This is a genomic window from Sorangium sp. So ce1014 (genome assembly GCF_051521505.1).
Lineage (GTDB): Bacteria > Myxococcota_A > Polyangia > Polyangiales > Polyangiaceae > Sorangium.
The window spans coordinates 385,179-407,035 of record NZ_CP150356.1 but is presented as its reverse complement, the minus strand read 5'-3'; the positions used below and the strand labels follow the sequence as shown (position 1 = coordinate 407,035).

The 21,857-nt window shown below is 71.8% G+C and carries 22 protein-coding genes, 2 pseudogenes and 1 riboswitch; of the genes and pseudogenes, 22 read left to right on the top strand and 2 right to left on the bottom strand.

Going from position 1 to position 21,857, the window contains the following annotated elements; genetic code table 11:
* The first annotated feature begins 163 nt into the window (after nt 1-163).
* From WME75_RS01620 to WME75_RS01515, 22 genes and pseudogenes are all read left to right on the top strand, one after another.
* Entirely contained in the window at nt 164-991 is an 828-nt protein-coding gene (locus WME75_RS01620) for an enoyl-CoA hydratase/isomerase family protein (RefSeq protein WP_437485704.1), read from the top strand.
* Between the two features lie 924 nt (nt 992-1,915).
* Nucleotides 1,916-2,120: riboswitch (cobalamin riboswitch) on the top strand.
* A gap of 77 nt (nt 2,121-2,197) precedes the next feature.
* Nucleotides 2,198-2,932 (top strand): energy-coupling factor ABC transporter permease, encoded by a 735-nt coding sequence (locus WME75_RS01615; protein WP_437485702.1) that lies wholly within the window; start codon nt 2,198-2,200, stop codon nt 2,930-2,932.
* The gene (locus WME75_RS01610) at nt 2,929-3,315 is read left to right on the top strand and encodes a hypothetical protein (RefSeq protein ID WP_437485700.1); all 387 of its coding nucleotides are present in this window, start codon (nt 2,929-2,931) and stop codon (nt 3,313-3,315) included. Before WME75_RS01615 ends, WME75_RS01610 begins: the two co-directional genes overlap by 4 nt.
* Entirely contained in the window at nt 3,305-4,054 is a 750-nt protein-coding gene (locus WME75_RS01605; protein ID WP_437485698.1) for a CbiQ family ECF transporter T component, read from the top strand. The genes WME75_RS01610 and WME75_RS01605 overlap by 11 nt, the downstream gene beginning before the upstream one ends.
* Entirely contained in the window at nt 4,051-4,878 is an 828-nt protein-coding gene (locus tag WME75_RS01600) for an energy-coupling factor ABC transporter ATP-binding protein (protein ID WP_437485696.1), read from the top strand. The genes WME75_RS01605 and WME75_RS01600 overlap by 4 nt, the downstream gene beginning before the upstream one ends.
* On the top strand, nt 4,854-6,041 hold the full coding sequence (locus tag WME75_RS01595) for a CbiX/SirB N-terminal domain-containing protein (protein ID WP_437485694.1): 1,188 nt from the start codon (nt 4,854-4,856) through the stop codon (nt 6,039-6,041). The genes WME75_RS01600 and WME75_RS01595 overlap by 25 nt, the downstream gene beginning before the upstream one ends.
* Nucleotides 6,042-6,174: 133 nt before the next feature.
* Nucleotides 6,175-6,876: a TetR family transcriptional regulator gene (locus WME75_RS01590; protein WP_437485692.1), complete on the top strand. Its 702-nt coding sequence runs from the start codon at nt 6,175-6,177 to the stop codon at nt 6,874-6,876.
* Complete coding sequence (locus WME75_RS01585) at nt 6,873-7,610, top strand: ABC transporter ATP-binding protein (protein WP_437485690.1); 738 nt, start codon at nt 6,873-6,875, stop codon at nt 7,608-7,610. The genes WME75_RS01590 and WME75_RS01585 overlap by 4 nt, the downstream gene beginning before the upstream one ends.
* Nucleotides 7,607-8,374, top strand: a complete 768-nt coding sequence (locus WME75_RS01580; protein ID WP_437485688.1) for a hypothetical protein — start codon at nt 7,607-7,609, stop codon at nt 8,372-8,374. The genes WME75_RS01585 and WME75_RS01580 overlap by 4 nt, the downstream gene beginning before the upstream one ends.
* Nucleotides 8,371-9,177 (top strand): hypothetical protein, encoded by an 807-nt coding sequence (locus tag WME75_RS01575; protein WP_437485686.1) that lies wholly within the window; start codon nt 8,371-8,373, stop codon nt 9,175-9,177. Before WME75_RS01580 ends, WME75_RS01575 begins: the two co-directional genes overlap by 4 nt.
* Before the next feature lie 149 nt (nt 9,178-9,326).
* Complete coding sequence (locus WME75_RS01570; protein ID WP_437485684.1) at nt 9,327-9,701, top strand: DUF3209 family protein; 375 nt, start codon at nt 9,327-9,329, stop codon at nt 9,699-9,701.
* 13 nt (nt 9,702-9,714) lie between these two features.
* A complete protein-coding gene (locus tag WME75_RS01565; protein WP_437485682.1) occupies nt 9,715-10,452 on the top strand; it encodes an FAD-dependent oxidoreductase in 738 nt (245 codons plus the stop codon).
* A gap of 16 nt (nt 10,453-10,468) precedes the next feature.
* The gene (locus WME75_RS01560; protein WP_437485680.1) at nt 10,469-11,596 is read left to right on the top strand and encodes a cobalt-precorrin-5B (C(1))-methyltransferase; all 1,128 of its coding nucleotides are present in this window, start codon (nt 10,469-10,471) and stop codon (nt 11,594-11,596) included.
* Nucleotides 11,593-12,324: a precorrin-8X methylmutase gene (locus tag WME75_RS01555; protein WP_437485678.1), complete on the top strand. Its 732-nt coding sequence runs from the start codon at nt 11,593-11,595 to the stop codon at nt 12,322-12,324. The genes WME75_RS01560 and WME75_RS01555 overlap by 4 nt, the downstream gene beginning before the upstream one ends.
* Nucleotides 12,321-13,643: a precorrin-6y C5,15-methyltransferase (decarboxylating) subunit CbiE gene (gene cbiE, locus WME75_RS01550; RefSeq protein WP_437485676.1), complete on the top strand. Its 1,323-nt coding sequence runs from the start codon at nt 12,321-12,323 to the stop codon at nt 13,641-13,643. The genes WME75_RS01555 and cbiE overlap by 4 nt, the downstream gene beginning before the upstream one ends.
* A complete protein-coding gene (gene cobI, locus WME75_RS01545; RefSeq protein ID WP_437485674.1) occupies nt 13,640-14,440 on the top strand; it encodes a precorrin-2 C(20)-methyltransferase in 801 nt (266 codons plus the stop codon). Before cbiE ends, cobI begins: the two co-directional genes overlap by 4 nt.
* Complete coding sequence (locus WME75_RS01540; protein WP_437485672.1) at nt 14,437-15,576, top strand: cobalt-precorrin 5A hydrolase; 1,140 nt, start codon at nt 14,437-14,439, stop codon at nt 15,574-15,576. The genes cobI and WME75_RS01540 overlap by 4 nt, the downstream gene beginning before the upstream one ends.
* Nucleotides 15,569-16,849 (top strand): annotated as a pseudogene (gene cobJ, locus WME75_RS01535) (precorrin-3B C(17)-methyltransferase). The gene WME75_RS01540 and the pseudogene cobJ overlap by 8 nt, the downstream one beginning before the upstream one ends.
* Before the next feature lie 396 nt (nt 16,850-17,245).
* Entirely contained in the window at nt 17,246-17,752 is a 507-nt protein-coding gene (locus tag WME75_RS01530; protein ID WP_437485670.1) for a hypothetical protein, read from the top strand.
* A complete protein-coding gene (locus WME75_RS01525) occupies nt 17,749-18,246 on the top strand; it encodes a hypothetical protein (RefSeq protein WP_437485668.1) in 498 nt (165 codons plus the stop codon). Before WME75_RS01530 ends, WME75_RS01525 begins: the two co-directional genes overlap by 4 nt.
* Before the next feature lie 6 nt (nt 18,247-18,252).
* Nucleotides 18,253-18,855: a hypothetical protein gene (locus tag WME75_RS01520; RefSeq protein ID WP_437485667.1), complete on the top strand. Its 603-nt coding sequence runs from the start codon at nt 18,253-18,255 to the stop codon at nt 18,853-18,855.
* A gap of 215 nt (nt 18,856-19,070) precedes the next feature.
* Nucleotides 19,071-19,211, top strand: a pseudogene (locus WME75_RS01515) (cob(I)yrinic acid a,c-diamide adenosyltransferase); the annotation flags it as partial.
* A gap of 27 nt (nt 19,212-19,238) precedes the next feature.
* Here the strand turns inward: WME75_RS01515 and WME75_RS01510 are convergent.
* Nucleotides 19,239-20,354, bottom strand: coding sequence for an ABC transporter permease (locus tag WME75_RS01510; protein WP_437485665.1), 1,116 nt, complete (start codon nt 20,352-20,354; stop codon nt 19,239-19,241).
* Nucleotides 20,351-21,853: a sugar ABC transporter ATP-binding protein gene (locus tag WME75_RS01505; protein WP_437495083.1), complete on the bottom strand. Its 1,503-nt coding sequence runs from the start codon at nt 21,851-21,853 to the stop codon at nt 20,351-20,353. The genes WME75_RS01510 and WME75_RS01505 overlap by 4 nt, the downstream gene beginning before the upstream one ends.
* Between the last annotated feature and the right edge of the window lie 4 nt (nt 21,854-21,857).

Here is a 21,857-nt window from a genome sequence, read left to right as displayed (position 1 = left end):
CGGTCCGGGAGACAGCCTGTCCACGCGATTGCCCACGACCGCGTGCGGTCTGCGTCCAGGAACGCAATGAATACATAGCAGGCCCAGACGGGCACGAAATGACGCCTTCCGGGGCGCAAGGCAGGCGCTTCCCCCCGGCGCCGGGCGCTGCTAACCCCACCCCATGACCGCTCAAGAACAGCAGCCGGGGATCTCTGCTCGCGGTACGCTCCAGTTCGTCGCCGTCGAGCGCGCGGGCCACGTCGCCACCGTGACCATCCAGCGGCCCGACAAGCTCAACGCCCTGAACCCCGCCGTCCTCGGCGAGCTCACCGCGGCCTTCCGCGACCTGCTCGCGCCCGCCGAGGGCAACGAGGTCCGCGCGGCGGTGCTGACCGGCGCCGGCAAGGCGTTCGTCGCCGGCGCCGATATCGCGGAGATGGCCGCCATGAACAGCATCGCCGCGAAGCGGTTCGCCGACGCAGGCCACCGCCTCGGCGACCTCATCGAGACCGCCCCGTTCCCCGTGATCGCCGCGGTCAACGGCTTCGCGCTGGGCGGCGGCTGCGAGCTCGCCCTCGCCTGCGACTTCATCTACGCCGCGGAAGGCGCCAAGCTCGGCCAGCCCGAGGTGAACCTGGGCGTCATCCCAGGGTTCGGCGGCACCCAGCGGCTGCTGCGACGGGTCGGGCCCGGACGCGCACGCGAGCTCATCTACTCAGGCGACATGATCACCGCCGAGCAGGCGCTCTCGATCGGGCTCGTCAACGCCGTCTTCCCGGCGACCGAGCTCCTCGCGCGCGCCCGCGACACCGCCCTCAAGATCGCCTCGCGCGGGCCGCTCGCCGTCGCCGCCGCCAAGCGCGTCCTCCTGCGCGGCGAAAGCCTCGACCTCGCCGCCGCCAACGAGCTGGAAGCCCAGGCCTTCGCCGCGCTCTTCGGCAGCGACGACCAGCAGCTCGGAATGAAGGCTTTCCTGGCGAAATCCCAGGCCGCATTCATTGGAAAGTGAGTTTCCGAGCCGCCCGCCAGATGGCAAAAAAATACCGCGCATCATGCTGGAGGGGGGCCAGACATGACCGCGGCAGGGGGACCGCGGCGACGTGGTGAACGTCCGCCGCGGTGCTCAAGAAAACCCGCACGCGCTCCGGGCCGGGGGGGGAAACCGCGCCGGTGCGCATGCGGTGATCAGAGTGTGGCACCCGAGGGCAGGTTGTCGATAACAAAGTGCAAGGCATGCACGCGGGTGAGCGAATTGCGCCCGGCACGAGGACAGCCAGACGACCGCACAGCGCAGACGCCGCCCATTCCCGCGAATGCGCGTTCGAGCCGGGCATACCCGTGCACGGGAGACAGCCTCCGGTGGAGTCCATTTTCGCGTTCTCGGAAAGGAGAACACGAGAGCCCGCCGCCCCCTCTCACGGCAGGCGCCGCGACAAAGGGAGCCAGGCACGGAACACCTGCTCACAAGTAAAGAGCCAGGACGAACAAGGCACACTGCCGCGAGAAAACCACCGGAGCGGGCGCTGCGCGCACCAGGCGCGCACGCTCCGAGAGGGCCCAGCACCCGCGCCGCGCGCACGGGGCGGCGCCGCCCCGAGAGGACGCCGGAGCCAGCAGCGACCCTGAGGTGAACAAGTAAAGAGACTTTAACTACAGAAGCACAAGGCTTGCAGCATTTTCGAGAAAGCTTTGCCTCGTGCGTCTCGGTCAATTTCTCCTTCTCCTTCTCGTCCGCGCCTCCGATTCCACCATTGCACAGGGCGCGATCCCGTGTGGCGCTGCCGGTCGGCTCGACAGGGCGGCGCCATCAGCGCACGGCACACCGCGGCAGCGCCGGGACCGTCCGCTCGCCGCGCCGCGAGACGAGCGCCTCCCCGCGATCGCGGCGCGACGTCCTTGACGCCGGGCGCGAAACGGGACTACCGAGATCCATCTGACAATCTACGCCTCGGGTGCCCTCAGGGCATAACAGGGAAGCCGGTGCAAAACCGGCGCGGTACCGCCACCGTGAGTGGGGAGCTGCCTCCGAAGACCACTGGGCCTCATGAACGGGCCTGGGAAGGTGGACGCAGCGCTGGGAGCTCGAACAGCTCCCTGAACCCATGAGCCGGGAGACCTACCCGAGCCCCCCACGAGGTGCAGCTTGCGCACGTCTTCGTGGCGTTCGGGTGCGGACCTCACCCGGAGCGCCGAATTCGGTCCCCACGGCCGTGCCGTGTCCATCGCCTGCGTGTTCCTGGTGACGCTCCTCGCGGCCCGGCCCGCGGCCGCCATGCACCTCGCGGAAGGCGTCCTGCCGCTCGGCTGGTGCGCGGTCTGGAACGCGATCGCCCTGCCCTTCGTCGCGATCGCCCTCCACCTGCTCCGGCAGCGCACCCAGCAGGACGTCTTCTACAAGCCGTTCGTCGGCCTCGTCGCCGCCGCCGTCTTCGCGATCTCGTGCATGCCCGTGCCGGTGCCGACCGCCGGGACCTGCTCCCACCCGTGCGGCACCGGGCTCGCCGCGGTGCTCATCGGCCCCTGGATGGCCGTCCTCGTCACCGTGGTGGCGCTCCTCATCCAGGCCCTCTTCCTCGCGCACGGCGGGCTCACCACGCTCGGCGCCGACGTGGCGTCGATGGGCATCGCGGGCGCGTTCACCGGGTACCTCGCCTTCCGGCTCGCGCAGCGCTGCGGCGCGAGCCTCTGGGTCGCGGGGTTCCTCGCCGGCGTGACCTCGGACTGGGCCACGTACGCGACCACGGCGCTCGAGCTCGCGCTCGGGCTCGCTGGCGAAGGGTCGGTGACGTCCATGTTCACCGGCGTCGCCCTCGCCTTCGTCCCCACCCAGCTGCCGCTCGGCCTCCTCGAGGGCGCCATGACCGCGGGGGCCCTCGTCTTCCTGCGCGCCCGGCGGCCCGACATCCTGGAGCGGCTCCGGGTCGTCCCGCTCGCCGCGGGGGCGTCGTGACGCGGCGGGTCGCGCAGCGCGCGCTGCCCGCGTTCGCACGGCGCGCGCGCGCCGCCGCGCCAAGGCTCGCCGCCGCGCTCCGGCTCACCGCCGCGCTCCCGGCTGCCGCCGCGCTCTGGCTCGTCGCGTGCGGCAACGCCTCCTGGGACGGGGTCGACGAGGCCGTGATCCGCCGCGTCGCCGAGGACGCGGGGCGCCACGACACGGGGCCGCTGTTCGCGGGCTTCGAGGGCGATCTCCTGCTCTTCGCGTTCCTCTGGGCGGGGCTCCTCTCCGGCTTCGCCCTGGGCTACTTCTCGCGCGTGCTCTTCGTCGAGCGCGCCGGTCAGCCCGCCGGCGAGCCCGGCGGCAAGCCCGGCGTCGAAGGCCTCCGTGCCGACTGATCTCCCCGCGCGGCTCCGCGACGTGGATCCCCGGCTCCGCCTCGGGGCCGCCGTGGCCGCGTGCTGCGTCGCCGCGGGCGCGCGCTCGCCCTGGACGCCGGCCGCGCTGCTCGTCGTCGCGTGCGCGGCCCTCCGCCTCCAGGGTGTGACGGCGGGCGCCGTCCTCCGCGCGTTCGCGCCCGCCGCGTGGGTCGGGGGGCTCGCGGCCGCGCTCGCGCTCGCGCTCACCCCGGGGGAGCCGCTCCTCGCGGGCGCGCCGTTCCCGCTCGACGCCCTCACGCGCGAGGGCGCCGGCCGCGCCGCGGCCATCGCCGCGCGCGTCCTCGCGGCGGCCGCGGTGCTCCGATGGCTCGCCAGCGCCGCCGCCCCCGCCGAGATCGAGGCGGCGCTCGCCGGGCTCGGCGCGCCCGCGGCCCTCGTCGAGCTGCTCGCGCTCGCGCGGCGCTTCGCCGGCGTGCTCCAGCGCGCGGCCGACGGCGCGTGGAGCGCCGCCGCGCTCCGCGGCGGGTTCGCGCACCCGCGCGCCGCCGCGCGCTCGGCCGGCGCCATCGCGGGCGTCGTGGCGCTCCGGACCCTGGAGCGCTCCGAGCACGCCGCCCTCGCGATGCAGCTCCGCGGCTACAAGGGAAAGCTCCCCGTCGCCGACCGCCGGGCGAGCGCGCCCGCCGCGAACCTCGCGTTCGCCGCCGCCGCCCTCGCGGCGCTCGGGCTCAGCGTCGCCGCCGGCGAGGCGGGATGAGCGCCATCGCCCTGCGCGCCCCCCGCATCGGCTATCGCGGCGCCGAGCCCGCGCTGCGCGACGTGCGCCTCGACATCGCCGAGGGCGAGTCCGTGGCGGTGCTCGGCGGCAACGGCGCCGGCAAGACCGCGCTGCTCCGGACGCTCGTCGGGCTCCTCCCCGTGCCCGGCGGCAGCGTCGAGATCTCGGGCCGCCGCGTGGGCTCGCCCTCGGACGCCGTGGCCGCGGGCGCCGCGCTCGTGCTCCAGGACCCGGACGACCAGCTGCTCGGCGCGACGCTCCTCGACGACGTCCTGTTCGGCCCGAGGAACCTCGGCCTGCCCGCGCCCGAGGCGCGGCGCCGCGCCGAGGCGGCGCTCTCCGCCGTGCAGATCGCGCACCTCGAGGGCCGCGCGATCGAGGCGCTGAGCTTCGGCGAGCGCAAGCGCGCGTGCATCGCCGGGATGCTGGCGATGCGGCCGCGCGTGCTCTTGCTCGACGAGCCGACCGCGGGCCTCGACCCGGAGGGCGAGCTCTCCCTCTGCCGGACGCTGCGCGCCCTCTCCGAGCAGCAGGGGACCACGCTCGTCGCCGCGACGCACGCGGTCGATCTCGTGCCGCTCTTCGCGACGCGCGCGATCCTGCTCGGCGACGGGCAGGTCCTCGCGGACGGGCCGCCGCGGGAGGTGTTCGCGCGCGGGGAGCTCCTCGCGCGGGCGCGGCTCAGGCGGCCCTGGGTCGCGGAGCTCTGGACCCGGATGAGCCCGTCCCCCCCGCGGGGCCACGCAGGCCTTCCGCTCACCCTGGAGGAGGCGCTCGCATGCATGACGATGGGCTCCTGCTGATCGGCCACGGCAGCCGCGACGCCGCGTCGAACGCCGAGTTCGAGGCGCTCGTGGCCGACTACCGCGCCTCGCGCTCCGGGATCGTCGTGCAGCACGGCTACATCGAGCTCGCGACGCCCTACCTCGCCGACGCGCTCGCGGCGCTCGCGGCGCGGGTGTCCCGGGTGGCGGTCGTGCCGCTCTTCCTGTTCGCGGCGGGTCACGTGAAGAACGACATCCCGCTGGCGCTCGAGCAGGCGCGGGCCGCGCACCCCGGCGTGCGCTTCTCGGCGGCGCGGCACCTCGGCGTGCACCCGGCGCTCGCGGAGGTCGCGTTCGAGCGCGCCGCGTCCGTGCTGCCGGACGACCCGGCGGCGCGGGCCCGGACGGCGCTCGTCGTGGTCGGGCGCGGGGCCAGCGACCCGGACGCGAACGGCGATTTCTGCAAGATGGCGCGCCTCATCGGCGAGGGCCGCGGGCTCCAGCTCGTCGAGCCGACCTTCATCGGCATCACGCGGCCCTCGGTCGAGGAGACGCTCGATCGCGTCGCGCGCCAGCGGCCCGAGCGCGTCGTCGTCCTCCCCTACTTCCTCTTCGCCGGCCGGCTCATGACGAAGCTCGCCGAGCAGGTCGATCGCTTCGCCTCGACGTACCCGTGGATCCGCGCGTCGCTCGCGCCCCACCTCGGCCTGTCGAGCGCGCTCTTCGGGCTCGTCGACGAGCGCGCGCGCCAGGCGCTCGCCGGCGAGTCGCCCCTCCCCTGCGACACGTGCATGTACCGCACCGCCATGCCGGGGCTCGCCCAGGAGGTCGGTGGGCTCAAGGCGATGCTCTACAGCGTGCGCCACACGCTGACGCACACGCAGGCGTCGAACCACCTGCACGCCCACCGCCCGCTGCGCAAGCACGTGCTCGTCTGCGGCAATGCCGACTGCGTGGACCGCGGCAGCCTGGCGCTGCTCGAGTCGCTGCGCCGCCGCCTGAAGCAGGCCGGCCAGCAGCAGCAGATCCGCGTGACGAGGACGTCGTGCATGGGTCGCTGCGGCGAGGGGCCGACGGTCGCCGTCTACCCCGACGGGGTGTGGTACCGCGGCGTCCGCGAGGAGGACGCCGAGGACCTCGTGGAGGAGCACCTGCTCGGCGACCGGCTTGTGGCGCGGCTCGTCGACGACATCATGCAATGAGGCGCGGCGCCCGGAGCCGCGCTCGAGCATGGATTTCTGACCCGCGGAAATAGTCCTCGAGGTCGCTCTCGATGAGGGCATCCCGAGCGCCGGCCAATTTGACTCATTTGTCCTATTGAGTCATATGAGTTCTGTGGCAGTTCGGCGCCCCGACAAACCCCGCGACCCTGCGCGGCGCACCAGGATCCTCGAGGCCGCCAAGCGCCACTTCGTCGAGCGCGGCTTCAAGGGCACCCACCTCGACGCTGTCGCCGCCGAGGCCGGCTGCGCGAAGGGTGCCCTCTACCTCGAATTTGCCGACAAGGAGTCCCTCCTGCGCGAGGTGGTCGAGCAGTCCTTCGCCACGATCCGCGTCCGCTTCGCCGCCGAGGTGATGGGCCTCGAGTCCCCGCTCGATCGCCTCGTCGCGACCCTCCGCTTCGCCTACCGCCAGCAGGCCGCCGAGCCCCTCTTCGGCAAGCTCCTCCGCGAGGACCCCGACCTCCGCGCGCTCCGCCTGCTCGACGACGCCGCGAGCGCCGCCGCCGCGAAGGCGCAGATCGCCCAGATCAGCGGCTGGGTCGACGAGGGCATCGCGCGCGGCGAGATCCGGCCCGACGTCGATCGCGACGCGATCCCCTTCGTCCTCGGCGTGCTGCGCTTCGCGCCCCAGCACCTCGGGCTCGTCACCTCGTCCGGCCTCTTCGCCGGCGAGCGCACGCTCGACGCGATCGTCGACATCTTCCGCGCCGGCCTGGCCGCGCGCCCCGCGGCGCCCCCCACGGAGACGACCTCCACGAACGCGATTCCCACAGAGCAGCGCGCGACCGCGTCGCGCGCGAGGAGCAAGCGATGAACCAGGCGATCGAGGTGAATGCGCTCGGCAAGCGCTTCGGGAAGGTCACGGCCGTCGACGGCGTGACCTTCGCCGTCGCGGCCGGCGAGATCTTCGGCTTCATGGGGCATAACGGCGCCGGCAAGACCACGACGTTGCGCATGCTCCTCGGCCTGACCCGGCCGACCGCGGGCTCCGCGCGCGTGCTCGGGCGCGACGTCGTCCACGAGACGCTCGAGGTCCGGCGGAACGCGGGTTATCTGCCCGCGTCGTACTCGCTGCCCCCCGACATGACGGCGCGCGGCTTTCTCCACTACGTCGCCGCGATGTTCGCGCTGCCCCGCGGCGTCGCGGCCGCGCGCGCCGACGCCCTCCTGCGCCGCTTCGGGCTCGAGCGCGAGGCCGACCGCCCCCTGCGCGGCTTCTCCACCGGCATGGCCCAGAAGGTCGGGATCGCCCAGGCGCTGATCAACGAGCCCGCGGTGCTCCTGCTCGACGAGCCGACCTCGGGCCTCGATCCCCTCGGCCGCCACGAGCTCCTCGAGATGCTCCGCGCGCTCGCGCGCGAGCGCGGCGTCACCATCGTGTTCTCCTCGCACATCCTCTCCGACGTCGAGGCCCTCTGCCAGCGCGTCGCGGTGATGCATCGCTCACGCCTCGTCGCCTGCGACGAGGTCGAGCGCCTCAAGGACGCGCACGGCGCGCGCACCATGGACGATCTCTACCTCGCGCTCGTGCGCAGGGAGGCCGCGTGATCCGCCTCCTGTGGCTCGACTACCTGGCGACGCTCCGCGAGCGGAAGACCTGGCTCTGCGTCGCGATGCTCGCTTACGCCCTGGTCGCGATCCCCGTCGTGCTCGCGCGGCCGCCCGATCACGTGCGCGCCGCGATCGCGGCCTGGTTCGGCGACGCCACGCCGTTCCAGATCTTCATGTACGTGTGGATCGACCTGACGATGAACAAGGTGATCGCGTTCCTCCCCGTGGTGATCGCCAGCGGCGTCGTGCTCCGCGAGCGCGACACCGGCGTGCTGCCGCTCCTCGCCAGCAAGCCGCTCTCGATCCCTCGCTACTTCGTGGTCCGCGCGCTGAGCGCGTGCGCGGTGATGGTGACCCTGCACGTCGCGACCCAGCTCGCCGGCGCCCTCTACTTCACGGCGCGCGTCCCCGGCTTCCGCCCCGGCCCCTTCCTCGGCGCGATGTCGCTCCACGCCTTCGCGGCGCTCTTCGCGACCGCGCTCTGCGCCGCGATCGCCGCGTGGGTGAAGCACCGCGGCGCCTCCGCGCTGATCGGGTTCGCCACGCTCGGGGGCCTCGTGGGCCTGTCGCTCATCGGCTTCTATCAGCCCGCGTGGCGAGGCATCACCCTCGCGAACCCGATCACCCTCGGCGCGCTCGGCCTCGGGAGCCTCGACCGCCTCGGCCCCGCCGTGCTCGGCCCGCCGATGCTCGCGCTCGCCGCGCTCACCGCCCTCACCATCGCGGTGGGCGCCGCGGGCGTCCGGAGGATGGAAGCATGACCCCGACGACCGCCCCCGCCGCGGGCTCGCTCCGCGGCTACTTCGCGCTCGAAGCGCGCCACGCCCCGCGCCGCACCTCGCTCGTCGCGGCGATCGCCGGCGTGCTCGTGGTGCTCGGCACCCACGCGCTGCTCGTTCGTGTACCGGCGCAGGTCGTCCGCTTCCTCGAGCAGGCCTTCGAGATCGAGGGGATGGCCGCCGTGCTCTTGATCAACGATCTCCTCGCCACCTATTTCGTCGCGTACTTCGTCGCCCTGACAGGCCTCGTCAACGCGACGGTCACGGCGCGAGAGGAGCATCGGCTCGAGCTCCTGCTCGCCAAGCCGATCCGCGCCCGCGTCCTCCTCGCCGCGCGCACGGCGCCCTCGCTGCTCGCCGGGGCCGGGGCGGGCGTGGTGGTCGCGGCCTGTACCGCGCTCGCCGTCGCGCCGTACATCGAGGCGAACGATGGGGTCAGCGTGGCGGGCGCGCTCGGCGGCGGCCTCTTCCTCGTCGCGCTCGCGGTCGCGCTGCTCTCGGCGCTCCTGCCGCTGCTCGTGCGGATGCGAGACGGCTTCCACGCGCTCCTTGTCGCGTCGGCCGTGTGGGTCGCGCCGCTGATGCCCACGGCGGCATTCATGTACCGGCCCGACGCGTTCGAGGCGCGCGAGGGGCTCAGGGACGGGCTCGTGCTCGCGTCGCTGCTCTGGAACGACGCCACGTCGGCCTGGCTCGGCCCGGCCGCGCTGGCGATCGCGGTGCCGCTCGCCGTGATCGCCGTCGCGGCCGCGGGCGAGCTCCTCGAGCGCACCGACGCGCTCTGACCCCGAGGAGCTCGCCGCTCCTCCCCGCGGCGTGCCTCCGCGGGGAACGCTCGTCGAACCGCGCGCCGCAGCTCGCGCCCTCCTCCCGCCTGCTCCTTCCCGCCCTGTTCCCTAGCTGGTAGGAGGGGGCCGATTAGGAGAGAACCTGTATGGCCTGTCACGAAGTCGCCGCGCTCCGCCTTGGACTCATGAACATCCTGGGCATCGACGACCCCGCCGAGCGCGCGCACGAGCTCGCCGAGCTCGGCCCTGCAGCCGAGGCGCCGGGGCCGGTCTCGGCGATGCTGCGCGCCGGAGATCTGAAGAACCTCTCGCGCCTGTTCGAGGGGTCGCTCGTGGAGCTCCAGGAGAAGGTCGCGAAGACCCCCGCGGGCGACGCGAAGCTCGCCTACCTGCGCTCGCTCCTCATCCTCACGAAGCAGGTCGAGCTCGACCTCCGCGCCCAGGTCGACGGGCTCGGCCGGCTCTACCGCGAGCTCGAGGAGATGCACGACTTCGTGCACGAGATCTACCCGGCGGAGTGAGCGGAGCAGACCGATGGCTCAGGGCAACCCGAAGATCAGGATCGCCCGCGCAACGCCGCTCGGCCACGGCGCCCGGCTGCTCCGCGTCGAGCGCGTCGACGGCGCCGAGCTCGGCTTCGCCGGCGGGCAGTACGTGATCATCAACACCGGCGTCACCCTGCCCGGCGGCAAGCTCGCGAAGCGGGCCTACTCGCTGCTCTCCAGCGACGCCGAGCAGCGCGCCGTCGAGCTCGCCGTGAAGCGCATCGGCGCCGGGCCGGGGTCGAACGTGCTCAACGACCTTCCCGTCGGCGCCGAGCTCGAGTGGAGCGGCCCCTGGGGCAAGCTGCGGCTCCCGCCCGGCTTCTCCGGCCGCGCGCTCGTGATCGCGACCGACACAGGCATCACCGCCGCGCTCGGCATCGCGCGGAGCGCGGCCGCGGCCGGCGCGGCGCAGCTCGACCTGCTCTGGCTCGTCGAGTCCGAGGACGACTTCCTCTCCGAGCCGTTCGTCCGCGAGCGCCTCCCCGCCCCCGTCCGCCTCTCGGTCGCCCGCGACCTCCCCCCGGTCGGCCACCCCGAGCGGCCGGCGCGCGCGTGCGCGCTCGTCAGTGAGCTGCACCTCGCGGCCGGCCCCTACGACGCCGTGCTCTGCGCGGGCGACGGCGCCGTCCTCTACCCGCTCCGCGACCGGCTGACCTCGCTCGGCGCGCCGGAGGGCAGCGTGCTCCTCGAGAGCTTCTTCAACAACCCCCTGAAGAAGTCCTTGTAATCGTTCAGGATCCTGGATGGCAGAGGTCCGGCCGAGAGACCCGAAAGGGCAGCGCGAGGGGTTCACGACGGGCGCGTGCGCGGCCGCCGCGGCCAAGGCGGCGGCGCGCGTGCTCGCGCGCGGCGGGGCGCTCGACGCCATCGAGACGACCCTGCCGAACGGGCAACGCGTCACCTTCCCGCTGAAGCGCTGCGACCGCGACGGGCCGCGCGCCACCTGCAGCGTCATCAAGGACGCCGGCGACGATCCGGACTGCACCCACGGCGCCGAGCTCGTCGCCGAGGTCGAGCTCCGCCGCGAGCCGGGCGTCGAGATCCGCGGCGGCGACGGGGTCGCCGTCGTCACGAAGCCCGGGCTCGGGCTGCCGGTCGGCGCGCCGGCCGTGAACCCCGTGCCGCGCCGGAACATCACCGAGATGGTCCTCGAGGAGCTCGAGGGCTCGGATTTCGCGGGCGCCACGGTCACGATCAGCGTCCCCCAGGGCGAGGAGATGGCGAAGCAGACCATCAACGCGCGCCTCGGGCTCCTCGGCGGGATCTCCATCCTCGGGACGAGCGGGATCGTGAAGCCGTACTCCACCGCCGCCTTCCGCGCGAGCGTGGTGCAGGCGATCGACGTCGCCGCCGAGCGCGGCATCGCGACGCTCGCGCTGACGACCGGCGGCAAGTCCGAGGCGTACGCGATGAAGCTCTACCCGGAGCTCCCGGAGGACGCGTTCATCCAGGTGGGCGACTTCATCGGCACCGGCGTCCGCCACGCCGCGCGGCGGCGGATCGCCCGCGCTGTCATCGTCGGCATGATCGGCAAGCTCTCGAAGATGGCCGACGGCAAGATGATGACGCACGCCGCCGGCTCGGAGGTGAGCATGGAGCTGCTCGCGCAGATCGCCGAGGAGCTCGGCGCGCGGCCGGAGATCGCGGCGGAGATCCGGCAGGCGAACACCGCGCGGCACGTGCTCGAGCTGTGCCAGCGCGAGGGGCTCACCGGCGTCGCGAGCGGGATCTGCCGGCGCGTCGTCGAGCACACCTCGGCCCACGCGGGCGGCGCCATCGAGGTGCACGCCTGCCTCGTCGATTTCAACGGGGCGCTGCTCGGCCGGTACCCGGCCGGGGCCGCCTGCACAGACAGAGCGGAGGAGCCATGAGCGGTGCCAAGATCGGTGAAGACGCGCGCGCGGTGAACGACATGCGGCAGATGACCGCGCTCGGGCGGCGCATCGAGGACAAGAGCTTCGCGATCATCGACGAGGAGGCCGGCGCGCACGGCTTCCCGCAGGCGGAGTGGCAGGTCGTCCGCCGCGTGATCCACGCGACCGCGGACTTCGAGTTCTCGTCGCTCATGCGGCTCCACCCCGAGGCGATCCCCCGGGGGATCGAGGCGCTCCGGGGCGGCGCGCCGGTCCTCGTCGACGTGAAGATGATCGGCGTCGGCCTGAACGAGCAGCGGCTCGCGTCGTACGGCTGCAAGATCCACTGCTTCATCTCGGACGACGACGTCATCCAGGCCGCGTCGGCGGCCGGCTCGACCCGCGCCATCGAGTCGATGCGCAAGGCGCACCGGCTCGGGCTCCTCGACGGGGCGGTCGTCGCGATCGGCAACGCGCCGACCGCGCTGCTCGAGGTCGTGCGCCTCGCCCGGGAGGAGGGGGCGCGGCCGGCGCTCGTGATCGGCGTGCCGGTCGGGTTCGTGTCGGCCGCGGAGTCCAAGGAGGCCCTGCTCGAGTCCGGGCTCCCCTACATCGTCGCGCGCGGGCGCAAGGGCGGGAGCCCGATCGCCGTCGCGATCGTCCACGCGCTGCTGCTCCTCTCGGCGGACCCCCCGGATCCGACGCTGCCGTCCGGCCCGTCGGCCCCGGCGACGGTGGCGCGATGAGCGCGAGCGCGCGCCGCGCCGTGACCGTCGTCGGCATCGGCGACGACGGGTGCGCCAGCCTCTCGAGCCGCGCCGCGTCCGCGGTCGCCCGGGCCGAGGTGCTCGTCGGGGGCGAGCGGCACCTCGAGTTCTTCCCGCAGTTCCGCGGCGAGAAGATCGCCCTCAAGGGCGGCCTGTCCACGGCGCTCGACCGCGTGGAGGCCCTCTCGGCCGAGCAGAACGTGTGCATCCTCGCCTCGGGCGACCCGCTGTTCTTCGGCGTCGGCGCGCTCGTCGTCCGGAAGCTCGGCGGCGACCACGTCGAGATCATCCCGACCCTGAGCTCGGTCCAGTGGGCGTTCGCGCGCACCGGCATCGCCTGGGACGACGCCGCGTTCGTCTCGGTCCACGGGCGCTCGCCCGAGGGGTTCGCGACGCGCCTCCGCCGCCTCTCGAAGATCGCGGTGCTGACCGACGGGGAGAACAGCCCGGCCCGCCTCGCCGCGCGCCTCCTCGAGCACGGCGAGACAGGCTGGAAGGCGTGGGTCTGCGAGAGCCTCGCGGGCGCGGGCGAGCGCGTGCGCGCGTTCGACCTCGCCGCGCTCGCGTCCTGCGACGACATCGGCCCGCTGAACGTGCTCCTGCTCCTGCGGAGCGATCCGGCGTGGCGGCCGCCGCCGGCCGTCCCCTACCTGCACGAGGACGCGTTCGCGAAGCGCATGCCGAAGAACGGCCTCATCACGAAGCGCGAGGTGCGCCTGCTCTCGATCGCGTCGATGGCGATCCGCCCCGACGCCGTCGTCTGGGACGTCGGCGCCGGCTCGGGGTCGGTCTCGATCGAGGCGGCGATGCTCTGCCCCCTCGGGCGCGTCTACGCGATCGAGGTCGACCCGGAGGGCGTGGAGATCTGCCGGGACAACGTCCGCACACACGGGGTCGACAACGTGCGCGTCGTCGCGGGCCGCGCGCCCGAGGCGCTCGCGGCGCTCGAGGACCCGGACGCGGTGTTCGTCGGAGGGAGCAAGGGGAGCATGGAGGAGATCATCACGGCGGCGCTCGAGCGGCTGCGGCCGGGCGGCCGGCTCGTGGTCAACGCGATCACGATGGAGAACGTGGCCGAGACGTACCGCGCGCTCCGGGCGCGGGGGCTCGATCCCGAGGTCACGCTGCTCTCGGTCTCGCGCGGCGTGCCGCTCGCGCGCTACATGCGGTACGAGGCGCTGAACCCGATCCACGTCTTCGCCGCGACGAAGCCCGCGAGGCCCGAGGAAGCGGATCAGGCGCAGGCGCAGGCGCGGTCGCAGGCGGCCCGGCCGGCGCCCGCCTCGGAGGCGTCATGAGCGGCCTCGGCAAGCTCTACGGCGTCGGCGTCGGCCCCGGGGCGCCGGACCTGCTCACGCTGCGCGCCGTGCGCGTCCTCGAGGCCGCGGACGTGCTCGCGCTCCCCCGCAGCTCGGACTTCGGCGCCTCGATGGCCTACCGGATCCTCTCGCCCGTCGTCCCCAGGCGGCCGGACCAGGAGCGGCTGCTCCTCACCTTCCCCATGAGCAAGGACCCGGATCGCGTCCGCCCGTACATCGACGCGGCCGTGGGCCAGATCGGCGATCGGCTCTCGCGCGGCCTCTCCGTCGCGTTCGCCACCGAGGGAGATCCGTCGCTCTTCAGCACGTTCGTCTATGTCCGCCGCGAGGCGCTCCGCCGCTTCCCCGGGCTCGAGGTCGAGGTCGTCCCCGGCGTCACCTCGGTCACGGCGGTCCCGGCCGTGAGCGGGCTCTCGCTCGCCGACGGGCAGGAGCGGATCGCCATCCTCCCCGCCACGTACGGCGTCGACGACCTGACCGACGTCCTCTGTCGCTTCGACACCGTGGTCCTGATGAAGATCGGCTCGGAGATGCCGAAGGTGACCGAGGCGCTCACGCGGGCGGGCCTCCTCGATCGGGCGGTGTTCGTGTCCAAGGCGACGATGCCCGAGCAGCGCATCGTCCGGGACCTCCGGGCCGCGCAGGACGAGCGGGGCGACTGCTTCGCCATGGTCGTCGTCACGCGCGGGGAGCGGAGCGGGCTCCTCGTCGGCGAGGCCGAGGCCTCGCTGCCGGGCAGCTTCGAAAAGACACTTAACGAACCGGAGGCGCCATGATCGCCGCGCGCAAGCCCTACGCCGTCTACGCCATCACGCGCCACGGGATCGACATCGCGCGCCGGCTCGTCCCGGGCCTCCCGGGCGCGGATCTCTACGTGTCGCAGAAGCTCTTCGACGGGGCGCCGGAGGGCGCGAAGCCGCTCCCGCTGCCGATGGGGCCGCTCTTGAACGAGGCGTTCACGGCCTACGACTGCCACGTCTTCGTGATCAGCGTCGGCGCCGTGGTGCGCATGGTCGCGCCGCTGCTCAAGAACAAGAAGGTCGATCCGGCGGTCGTGTGCGTCGATGACGCGGCCCGGTTCTCGATCTGCGTGCTCTCCGGCCACGTCGGCCGGGGCAACGCGTTCACCGACAAGGTGGCCGCGCTGCTCGGCGCGCAGCCGGTGGTGACCACGGCGTCCGACGCGCTCGGGACGCTGACGGTCGACATCCTCGGCCGCGAGCTCGGGTGGACCCTCGACGACCCCGATCGCAACGTGACGCGCGGCTGCGCCGCCGTCGTGAACGCCGCGCCCGTGCTGTTCGTCCAGGAGACGGGCGAGCCGTCGTTCTGGCCCGAGGCGACGCCGCTCCCGCCGGGCGTGCGCTACGCGACGTCGCTCGACGGCGTGGATCCGGACGCGTGGGAGATGCTCCTCGTCGCGAGCGATCGCGATCTCTTGCGCTCGCACCCCGCGGTCGTCGAGCGCGCCGTCGTCTACCGCCCGAAGAGCCTCGTCCTCGGCGTCGGCTGCGACCGCGGCGCGCCGCTCGACATGGTCGAGCGCGGGGTCGACCGGCTGCTCGACGAGCACGGGCTGTCGGCGAAATCGGTGAAGGCGCTGGCGACGATCGACAAGAAGGCCGACGAGGAGGCGCTGCTCGCGCTGTCGGCGCGGCGGGGGTGGCCGCTCGTCACGTTCACGGCCGAGGAGCTCGACGCGACCGAGGGGATCGAGAACCCGTCGGAGACGGTGAAGAAGCACGTCGGCGCCCGGGGCGTCGCCGAGCCCGCCGCCCTGCGCGCGGCCGGGGCCGCGAGGCTGCTCGTGCCGAAGCGGGCGTACACCGAGCCGGGCGTGGGCCGGTCCATGACGCTCGCCGTCGCGCGCGTCCCGTTCGCGAAGCGAACCATCGAGGAGAGCCATGGGTGACAAAGGAGTCCTGTCGATCGTCGGGATCGGTCCCGGCGCCGAGGCGCACGCGTCCCGCGCCGCCCTGGAGGCGATCGCCTCGTCGGATCTCATCGTGGGGTACACGACGTATATCCGGCTGGTGAAGCACCTCATCGAGGGCAAGGAGGTGGTCAAGACCGGCATGACCGAGGAGATCGGCCGGGCGCGCGCCGCCGTGGAGCGGGCGCGGGACGGCGGGCGCGTCGCGATCATCTCCTCGGGCGACGCCGGGGTCTACGGCATGGCCGGGCTCGTCTTCCAGGTGCTCCAGGAGATCGGCTGGAAGCGGGGCGAGTCGCCCGAGCTCCGCATCGTGCCCGGCATGACCGCGCTCAACGCGTGCGCGTCGCTCGTCGGCGCGCCGCTCGGGCACGACTTCTGCGCCATCTCCCTGTCCGACCTCCTGACCCCCTGGCCGGCCATCGAGCGGCGGCTCGAGGCCGCCGCCTCCGCCGACTTCGTCATCGGTCTTTACAATCCGGCGAGCGGCCGGCGCACGCGCCAGATCGTGCGGGCCCAGGAGATCATCCGTCAGCACCGCGCGGGCACGACGCCGGTCGCGCTGGTGAAGAGCGCCTATCGCAAGCTGGAGAGCGCCGTGATCACCGATGTCGATCACTTCCTCGACTACGAGATCGGGATGCTCACCACGGTGCTCGTCGGGTCGACGAACACCTTCCTGTTCGAGGGGTACATGGTCACCCCGCGCGGATACACAAACAAGTACACATGGGATGGAGCGGCGCTCCCGGGCCAGACGCCGGGGCGCACGCTCGTGCTCTCGGACGAGATGCTCGCTTCATCGGACGAGAGGCTCACTTCGGAGGAGGTCTAGATGGCACGCGTAGGGAGGCTGGGCGGCGCGATCCTCGCCGAGACCCAGGGAGAGTATTACCTCGTCGGCAACACAAAGGCGCCTGTCGACTTCCGCGCGGCGGGGTTCGAGCCGCCGGACGAGGTCGAGCTCGTGAAGGGGGTCTATCTCCGGCTCAAGCCGCTTCGCGAGATCAAGGTCGAGGCGCCGGTGCTGCTCCTCGACGTCGAGGGCGAGGAGCTCGCGAAGAAGCTCGTCCACCGCTTCGTGATCGACCGGAACGGCTCGGTGAGCGAGCGGCTGTGGCGGCTCGTCTACAGCCCCGACGACCCGCTCGACGACGCCGAGACGCCCGTCGAGCGCGACGCGCGCTGGCTGGGCGACATCCCCGAGACCATCTGGCAGCTCGTGCGCGACAACGTGCTGCGCTGCCTGTAGTACCGCGGGTCAGAAATCCTGCCACGGACCTGCCTCGCGAGAGGAGAGAGATTTCAACGCAAAGGCGTGAGGACGCAAAAACGCACGTCCCCCGGAGCGCAGGGCGATGGCGGCACGGGCGGCGGCTCCGCAGCCGGCCACGGCGGCCAAGCTGGCAGCCCGGAGCAGGGGGGCAACGGAGCGGCCGGGAGCGATACGCACGGTTGTCGGGCCCATCGTGAGACGATCGGCTCGATCCGTGGGGGCGAACGACCGAGGTGAACCAGCAAGCCGATCGCCGTCTCCGTCGCCCGGCCGGCTGCCGGCTGGGTGGGCGCCCCCTGGACGGCAGCCTCGGGGATCCGCGCAGCCGGTGATGCGGGACGGGACGTTCCGGGCTATGGTCCAGCACGAGCAGTGGACAATGTCGACGACATGCAACCACAGACGGCAGAGGTCTGGCACGGCGCGGCGCAGAGCCCCAGGACACAGCCTTGGAAGCCTGCGCACGGTGGGCCCAGGACGCTCGACGAAGCCATCCAGATCGCCCGAAGGAACAGCATCACTATTTCCGAAGACGTCTTCTTCGTCGTCGCGGATGATCTCGTCCCGCCGGATGCGTACGCGCTGTGGTGTGTCGTTCAAGCCCACGGATCCATGAGGTGGGAGAACTTCTACGCCAGGGGACGGATACCCGTGAAGATCCGGCAGGCAGTCCTCGAGAGCGACGAGGCGATCGTGGCGGTGTTCGCCCACGAAACCTACGAGATCGAAGGACTACGAAAGCTTTTCGAGCACCGCGAGGCGATCCCCGGCGCGGAGATCATTCGGCTGATCCGCACTGGTATACGGGGTAACCTGCACGATCAAGCGTGGGACTACGCCGACCTCTTGGTGGCGGCCCTGCGGGAGGAGGCACGATGACACTCGATCGACTGCTCTCGGCGTACGGGATCGGCCACCTGACGAGGAACGAGCTGTTCGCTCGATTGGTCGATCTGCTCTCACCAGACACCCTGGAGCGCATTCGGATCGCGCTCCAAGCAGAGCCCGGGTTCCAAGAGGCGTTCGAGGGATGGCTGGCCGGCGTCGAGGCGGGGGCTGAGGTCGTGTCGGGCGGCAAGGTCGTGCCGGTCTCCGATGCCGCCCGTGCCGCGGTCAGCCTTTGGCGAGCACGAGCGACGAGCGAGAGCGGTCGCCTCGCCTCGGCCTCGCTCCCGCCTGAGCTCGTCGCCGAGGTCTTCGAGTACATTCGGGCGCACCCCGGGCAAGGACTCAAGGGGATCATGGCGGCACCGAGGTCGCCGGGTGCGGCGCCGCCTCCATTGGGGGACGAGTTCTTCGAGGGGATGCACTCGCCCGAGGAATGCATCGAACGGCCATCGCCAGCATGGTCGGTCCTCGTTGGAGTAGGTTGATGAACCATGAGCACCACGAACGACGCTGACCGTGCTGCCGAGGAGCTCACCGGATGGTTCGGCGATTTGCTGCGCCTGTGCGATGCGACCGTCTTCGCTGTGGCGTCCGAACCGGCCCATCGAAAGGCCGCGGTGCTCGGCGTTCTCACGCGCAATGCCAAGCGGCTCTACGAGAGAGAGAGCGATAGCACGGGCAAATTGTTCACGCCTCTGTGCCTGGTGCTCGCCTCGGCGTGCCGCTCGCTGGACCTTGTCCCTGATGCCGGGCAATGGAAGGCGGCTATCGAGAATGTGCTGGTGCTCGGGCCGCAGCTTCGCAAGGTGGTGACAAACATGCCTGTGATCGTCTCCGTAGCAGGAAGCCCGGCCGCCCTCCTCAAGGAACATCTCGACGAGTCTCTCGCGCAGGCGGGTGTGACGGACCGCGCGACCATTCTGGATCATCGCAATCGAAGGATTGCGTTGGGGCTGGCTATCAATTGGGGCATGCGGTTCCTGGTTGCCTATGCGCTGGAGACGACGGATCCGCCTGAGGCGGATGCAATCAGCACACGCGGCCTCTCGTGGATTCGCAAGATTATCCAGCCGATCGTCGTGCGCGCGGCTTGATCGCTTGGGACTCGGTCAATCAACGACCTCGGAGCGATCCGCTGAGCTGGCGTCACGGCCCGCGCCGCTCCGGAAGCCTTCGCGCTCGCGCCGAAAGCTGGCTTCCCCGAGGCTCCACCCCGAAGCCAGTGCCGCGCTCTCCCCGTCCGGCGGAGGAGGGCTCGTGGGCGCGGAAGGCGGCGCCGGCGCGGGGACGGCAGGGAAAGAGGCTCGTCATCGTCTATACGGGCCACGGCAAGGGCAAGACGACGGCCGCGCTCGGGATGGTGTTCCGGGCGCTCGGCCGGGGCATCCGCGTCGCCGTTGTGCAGTTCATCAAGGGGAAGTGGAAGACGGGAGAGCGCCTGTTCGCCGAGACGCGATCCGCCGGGCCCCCGGAGGGCTCAGACGTCTTCGCGATCGGGCGCTCGTGCGGCCGGCGACTCCGCCGCGCTGAAGGCCGCGGCCGCCTGGAGGCTCGGCGCCGCCTCGGCGGCTCCCGCGGAGGCACGCCGGGTGCGCCGTCTTGCCTGCACCATGTGCACGATCTGGTCGAGGATCACAGCGACGAGGATCACGGCGCCGATGATGATGAACGTCCAGTTCGGGTCCAGGCGCCAGATGCGTCGTATGCCGTCAGCGTCCTCGTACGGCATCTGGAACATGTTGATGCCGTTGTCGATGACGCGCATCAGCGCGGAGCCGATGAGGATGCCGAGCACCGTGCCCTCACCGCCGCGAAGCGAGCAGCCGCCGAGCACGGCCGCGGCGATCGCGTACATCTCGTACGCGATGCCGACCTGTTGCGACATCTGCCCGATGTACGACGCGTAACAGACGCCAGCGACGCCGCCGAGGCCCGCCGAGATCATGTAGGTGGACGTCTCCACCCGCTTCACGTTGATGCCGGAGTACTCCGCTGCGTCGCGATTGCCGCCGATCGCATAGACGTACCGCCCGAACACAGTGAAGTGCAGCGCGTAGGTCGAGACGCCGATCACGGCGAGGAAGATCAGAAACGGATACGGGATGAGCGCGTCGCTGCCCACGTGGAACAGCCCGCCGTTCGCGAGGTGGAGCAGCGGCGAGCCCCCGAGGCTCAGGGTGCCGCCCTCGGCGATGGTCTGCGAGACCCCGCGCAAGAACAGCATGCCGCCGAGCGTGACGATGAACGGCTGCAGCTTGAGCCGCGTGATCAAGAGCCCCTGGCCGAGGCCGATCAGCAGCGCCACGCCGAGCGCCGCCGGAATGCCGATCCACAACGAGTAGCCCAGGCCGCCGGCCTGGCTCGACGAGAGCTTCGCGATCAGGACGCCCGTCAGGCCGATCACGGACCCGATCGACAGATCGATGCCGCCGGTGATGATGACGAAGCCGATGCCGATCGCGAAGATCCCGAGCATCGAGATCTGCCGCAGGGTATTGATCGAGTTCGACTGCCCGAGAAAATCCGGGTTCGAGAGGTAGAGACCCAGACACATCACGGCGAGCGCGATGGTCATGCCAAGCTCACGCCTCACGACAGAACCTCCACGTCGGCCTGGCCCGTCATCAACGTCGCGATCCGCTCCTGGCTGAGCCGCTCCCGCGGCAATACCCCCTTGATGCGTCGCTCGTGCATGACGGCGACGCGATCGCTCATTCCGATGATCTCTCCCATGTCCGAGCTGACCATCAAGATCGTGATACCTCCATCCGCGAGGGCGGCCATGTGGCGGTAGATCTCGGCCTTGGCGCCGACGTCGATCCCGCGTGTCGGCTCGTCCACGATGAGCACGCGCGGGCTCATGGCCAGCCATTTTCCGAGCACCACCTTCTGCTGGTTTCCGCCGGAGAGGTTCGCGACGCTCTGACGAATGCCAGGCGTCTTCGTCCGCAACCGCTTCACCTCCGATTCGGCGACGCGGCGCTCCGTCTTCCTGTCCAGGAAGCCCCAGCGGTTGTAGTTGCCGATGTCGGGCAGGGAGGTGTTCTCTGCGACGCTGAGCGGCAGCACGAGGCCGTGCCGCTTGCGATCCTCCGGCGCCAGGTAGACGCCGCGGTCGATGGCGTCTCTGGGCCTTCGAGGAGCGAACGCCTCGCCCTCGAGCGCCATGCGTCCGCCGAGCGCGGGAGTCACCCCGAAGATCGTCTGCATGAGCTCCGTGCGACCCGAGCCGACAAGGCCGGCGAAGCCGAGGATCTCCCCGCGTTCGGCCGAGAAGGAGATCGGCGCGGGCGCGCCGGGCACGACGAGGCCCTCGACCACAAGCACGGGCTCGGTCGACCTCCGCGGCCGCTTCTCCGGGAAGTAGTGGGCGCTCAGCTCGCGGCCCACCATCATGGAGACGATCTTTTCGTGCGTCGCTTCTGCGCGCGTGAGGTCCCCGACGTAGCGGCCGTCGCGCAGGACCGTCACCCGATCCGCCAGCGCCAGGACCTCTTCCATCCGGTGCGAGATGTAGACGATGCCGATCCCGTCCGCCCGGAGCTTGCGGATGATCTGGAAGAGATGCTCGGACTCACCGCTCGTGAGCGACGAAGTCGGCTCGTCCATGATGAGGATACGCGCGTCCAGGGCGAGCGCCTTGGCGATCTCGACCATCTGCATCTGACCGGCGGTCAACAGGGACACCGGGGTCGAGGGCGGGAGCGACAAGCCCACGCGCTGAAGCAGCTCGTGGGCGCGGGCGTACATGCCGCCCTTCGGCAGCGGGCGGAGGAGCGCTCGGGTCCCGCCGCCTTCGTTGCCGAGGAAGATGTTGGCGGCGATGTCCAGGTTCGGCGCCAGCATCAACTCCTGGTGGATGAGCGCGATGCCGAGGCGCTTGGCGGCGCGCACGCTCTCGAGGGTGACCTTCTTCCCTCCGATCCGGATCTCGCCTTCGTCGGGCTGCTGGGCGCCCCCGAGGATCTTCATCAGCGTGCTCTTCCCGGCGCCGTTCTCGCCCATCAGGGCGAGCACCTCCCCCGGCTTCAGCGAAAGAGAGACGCCCTGGAGCGCGACCACGCCGGGGAACCGCTTGTTGATCGCGCTCATCGCG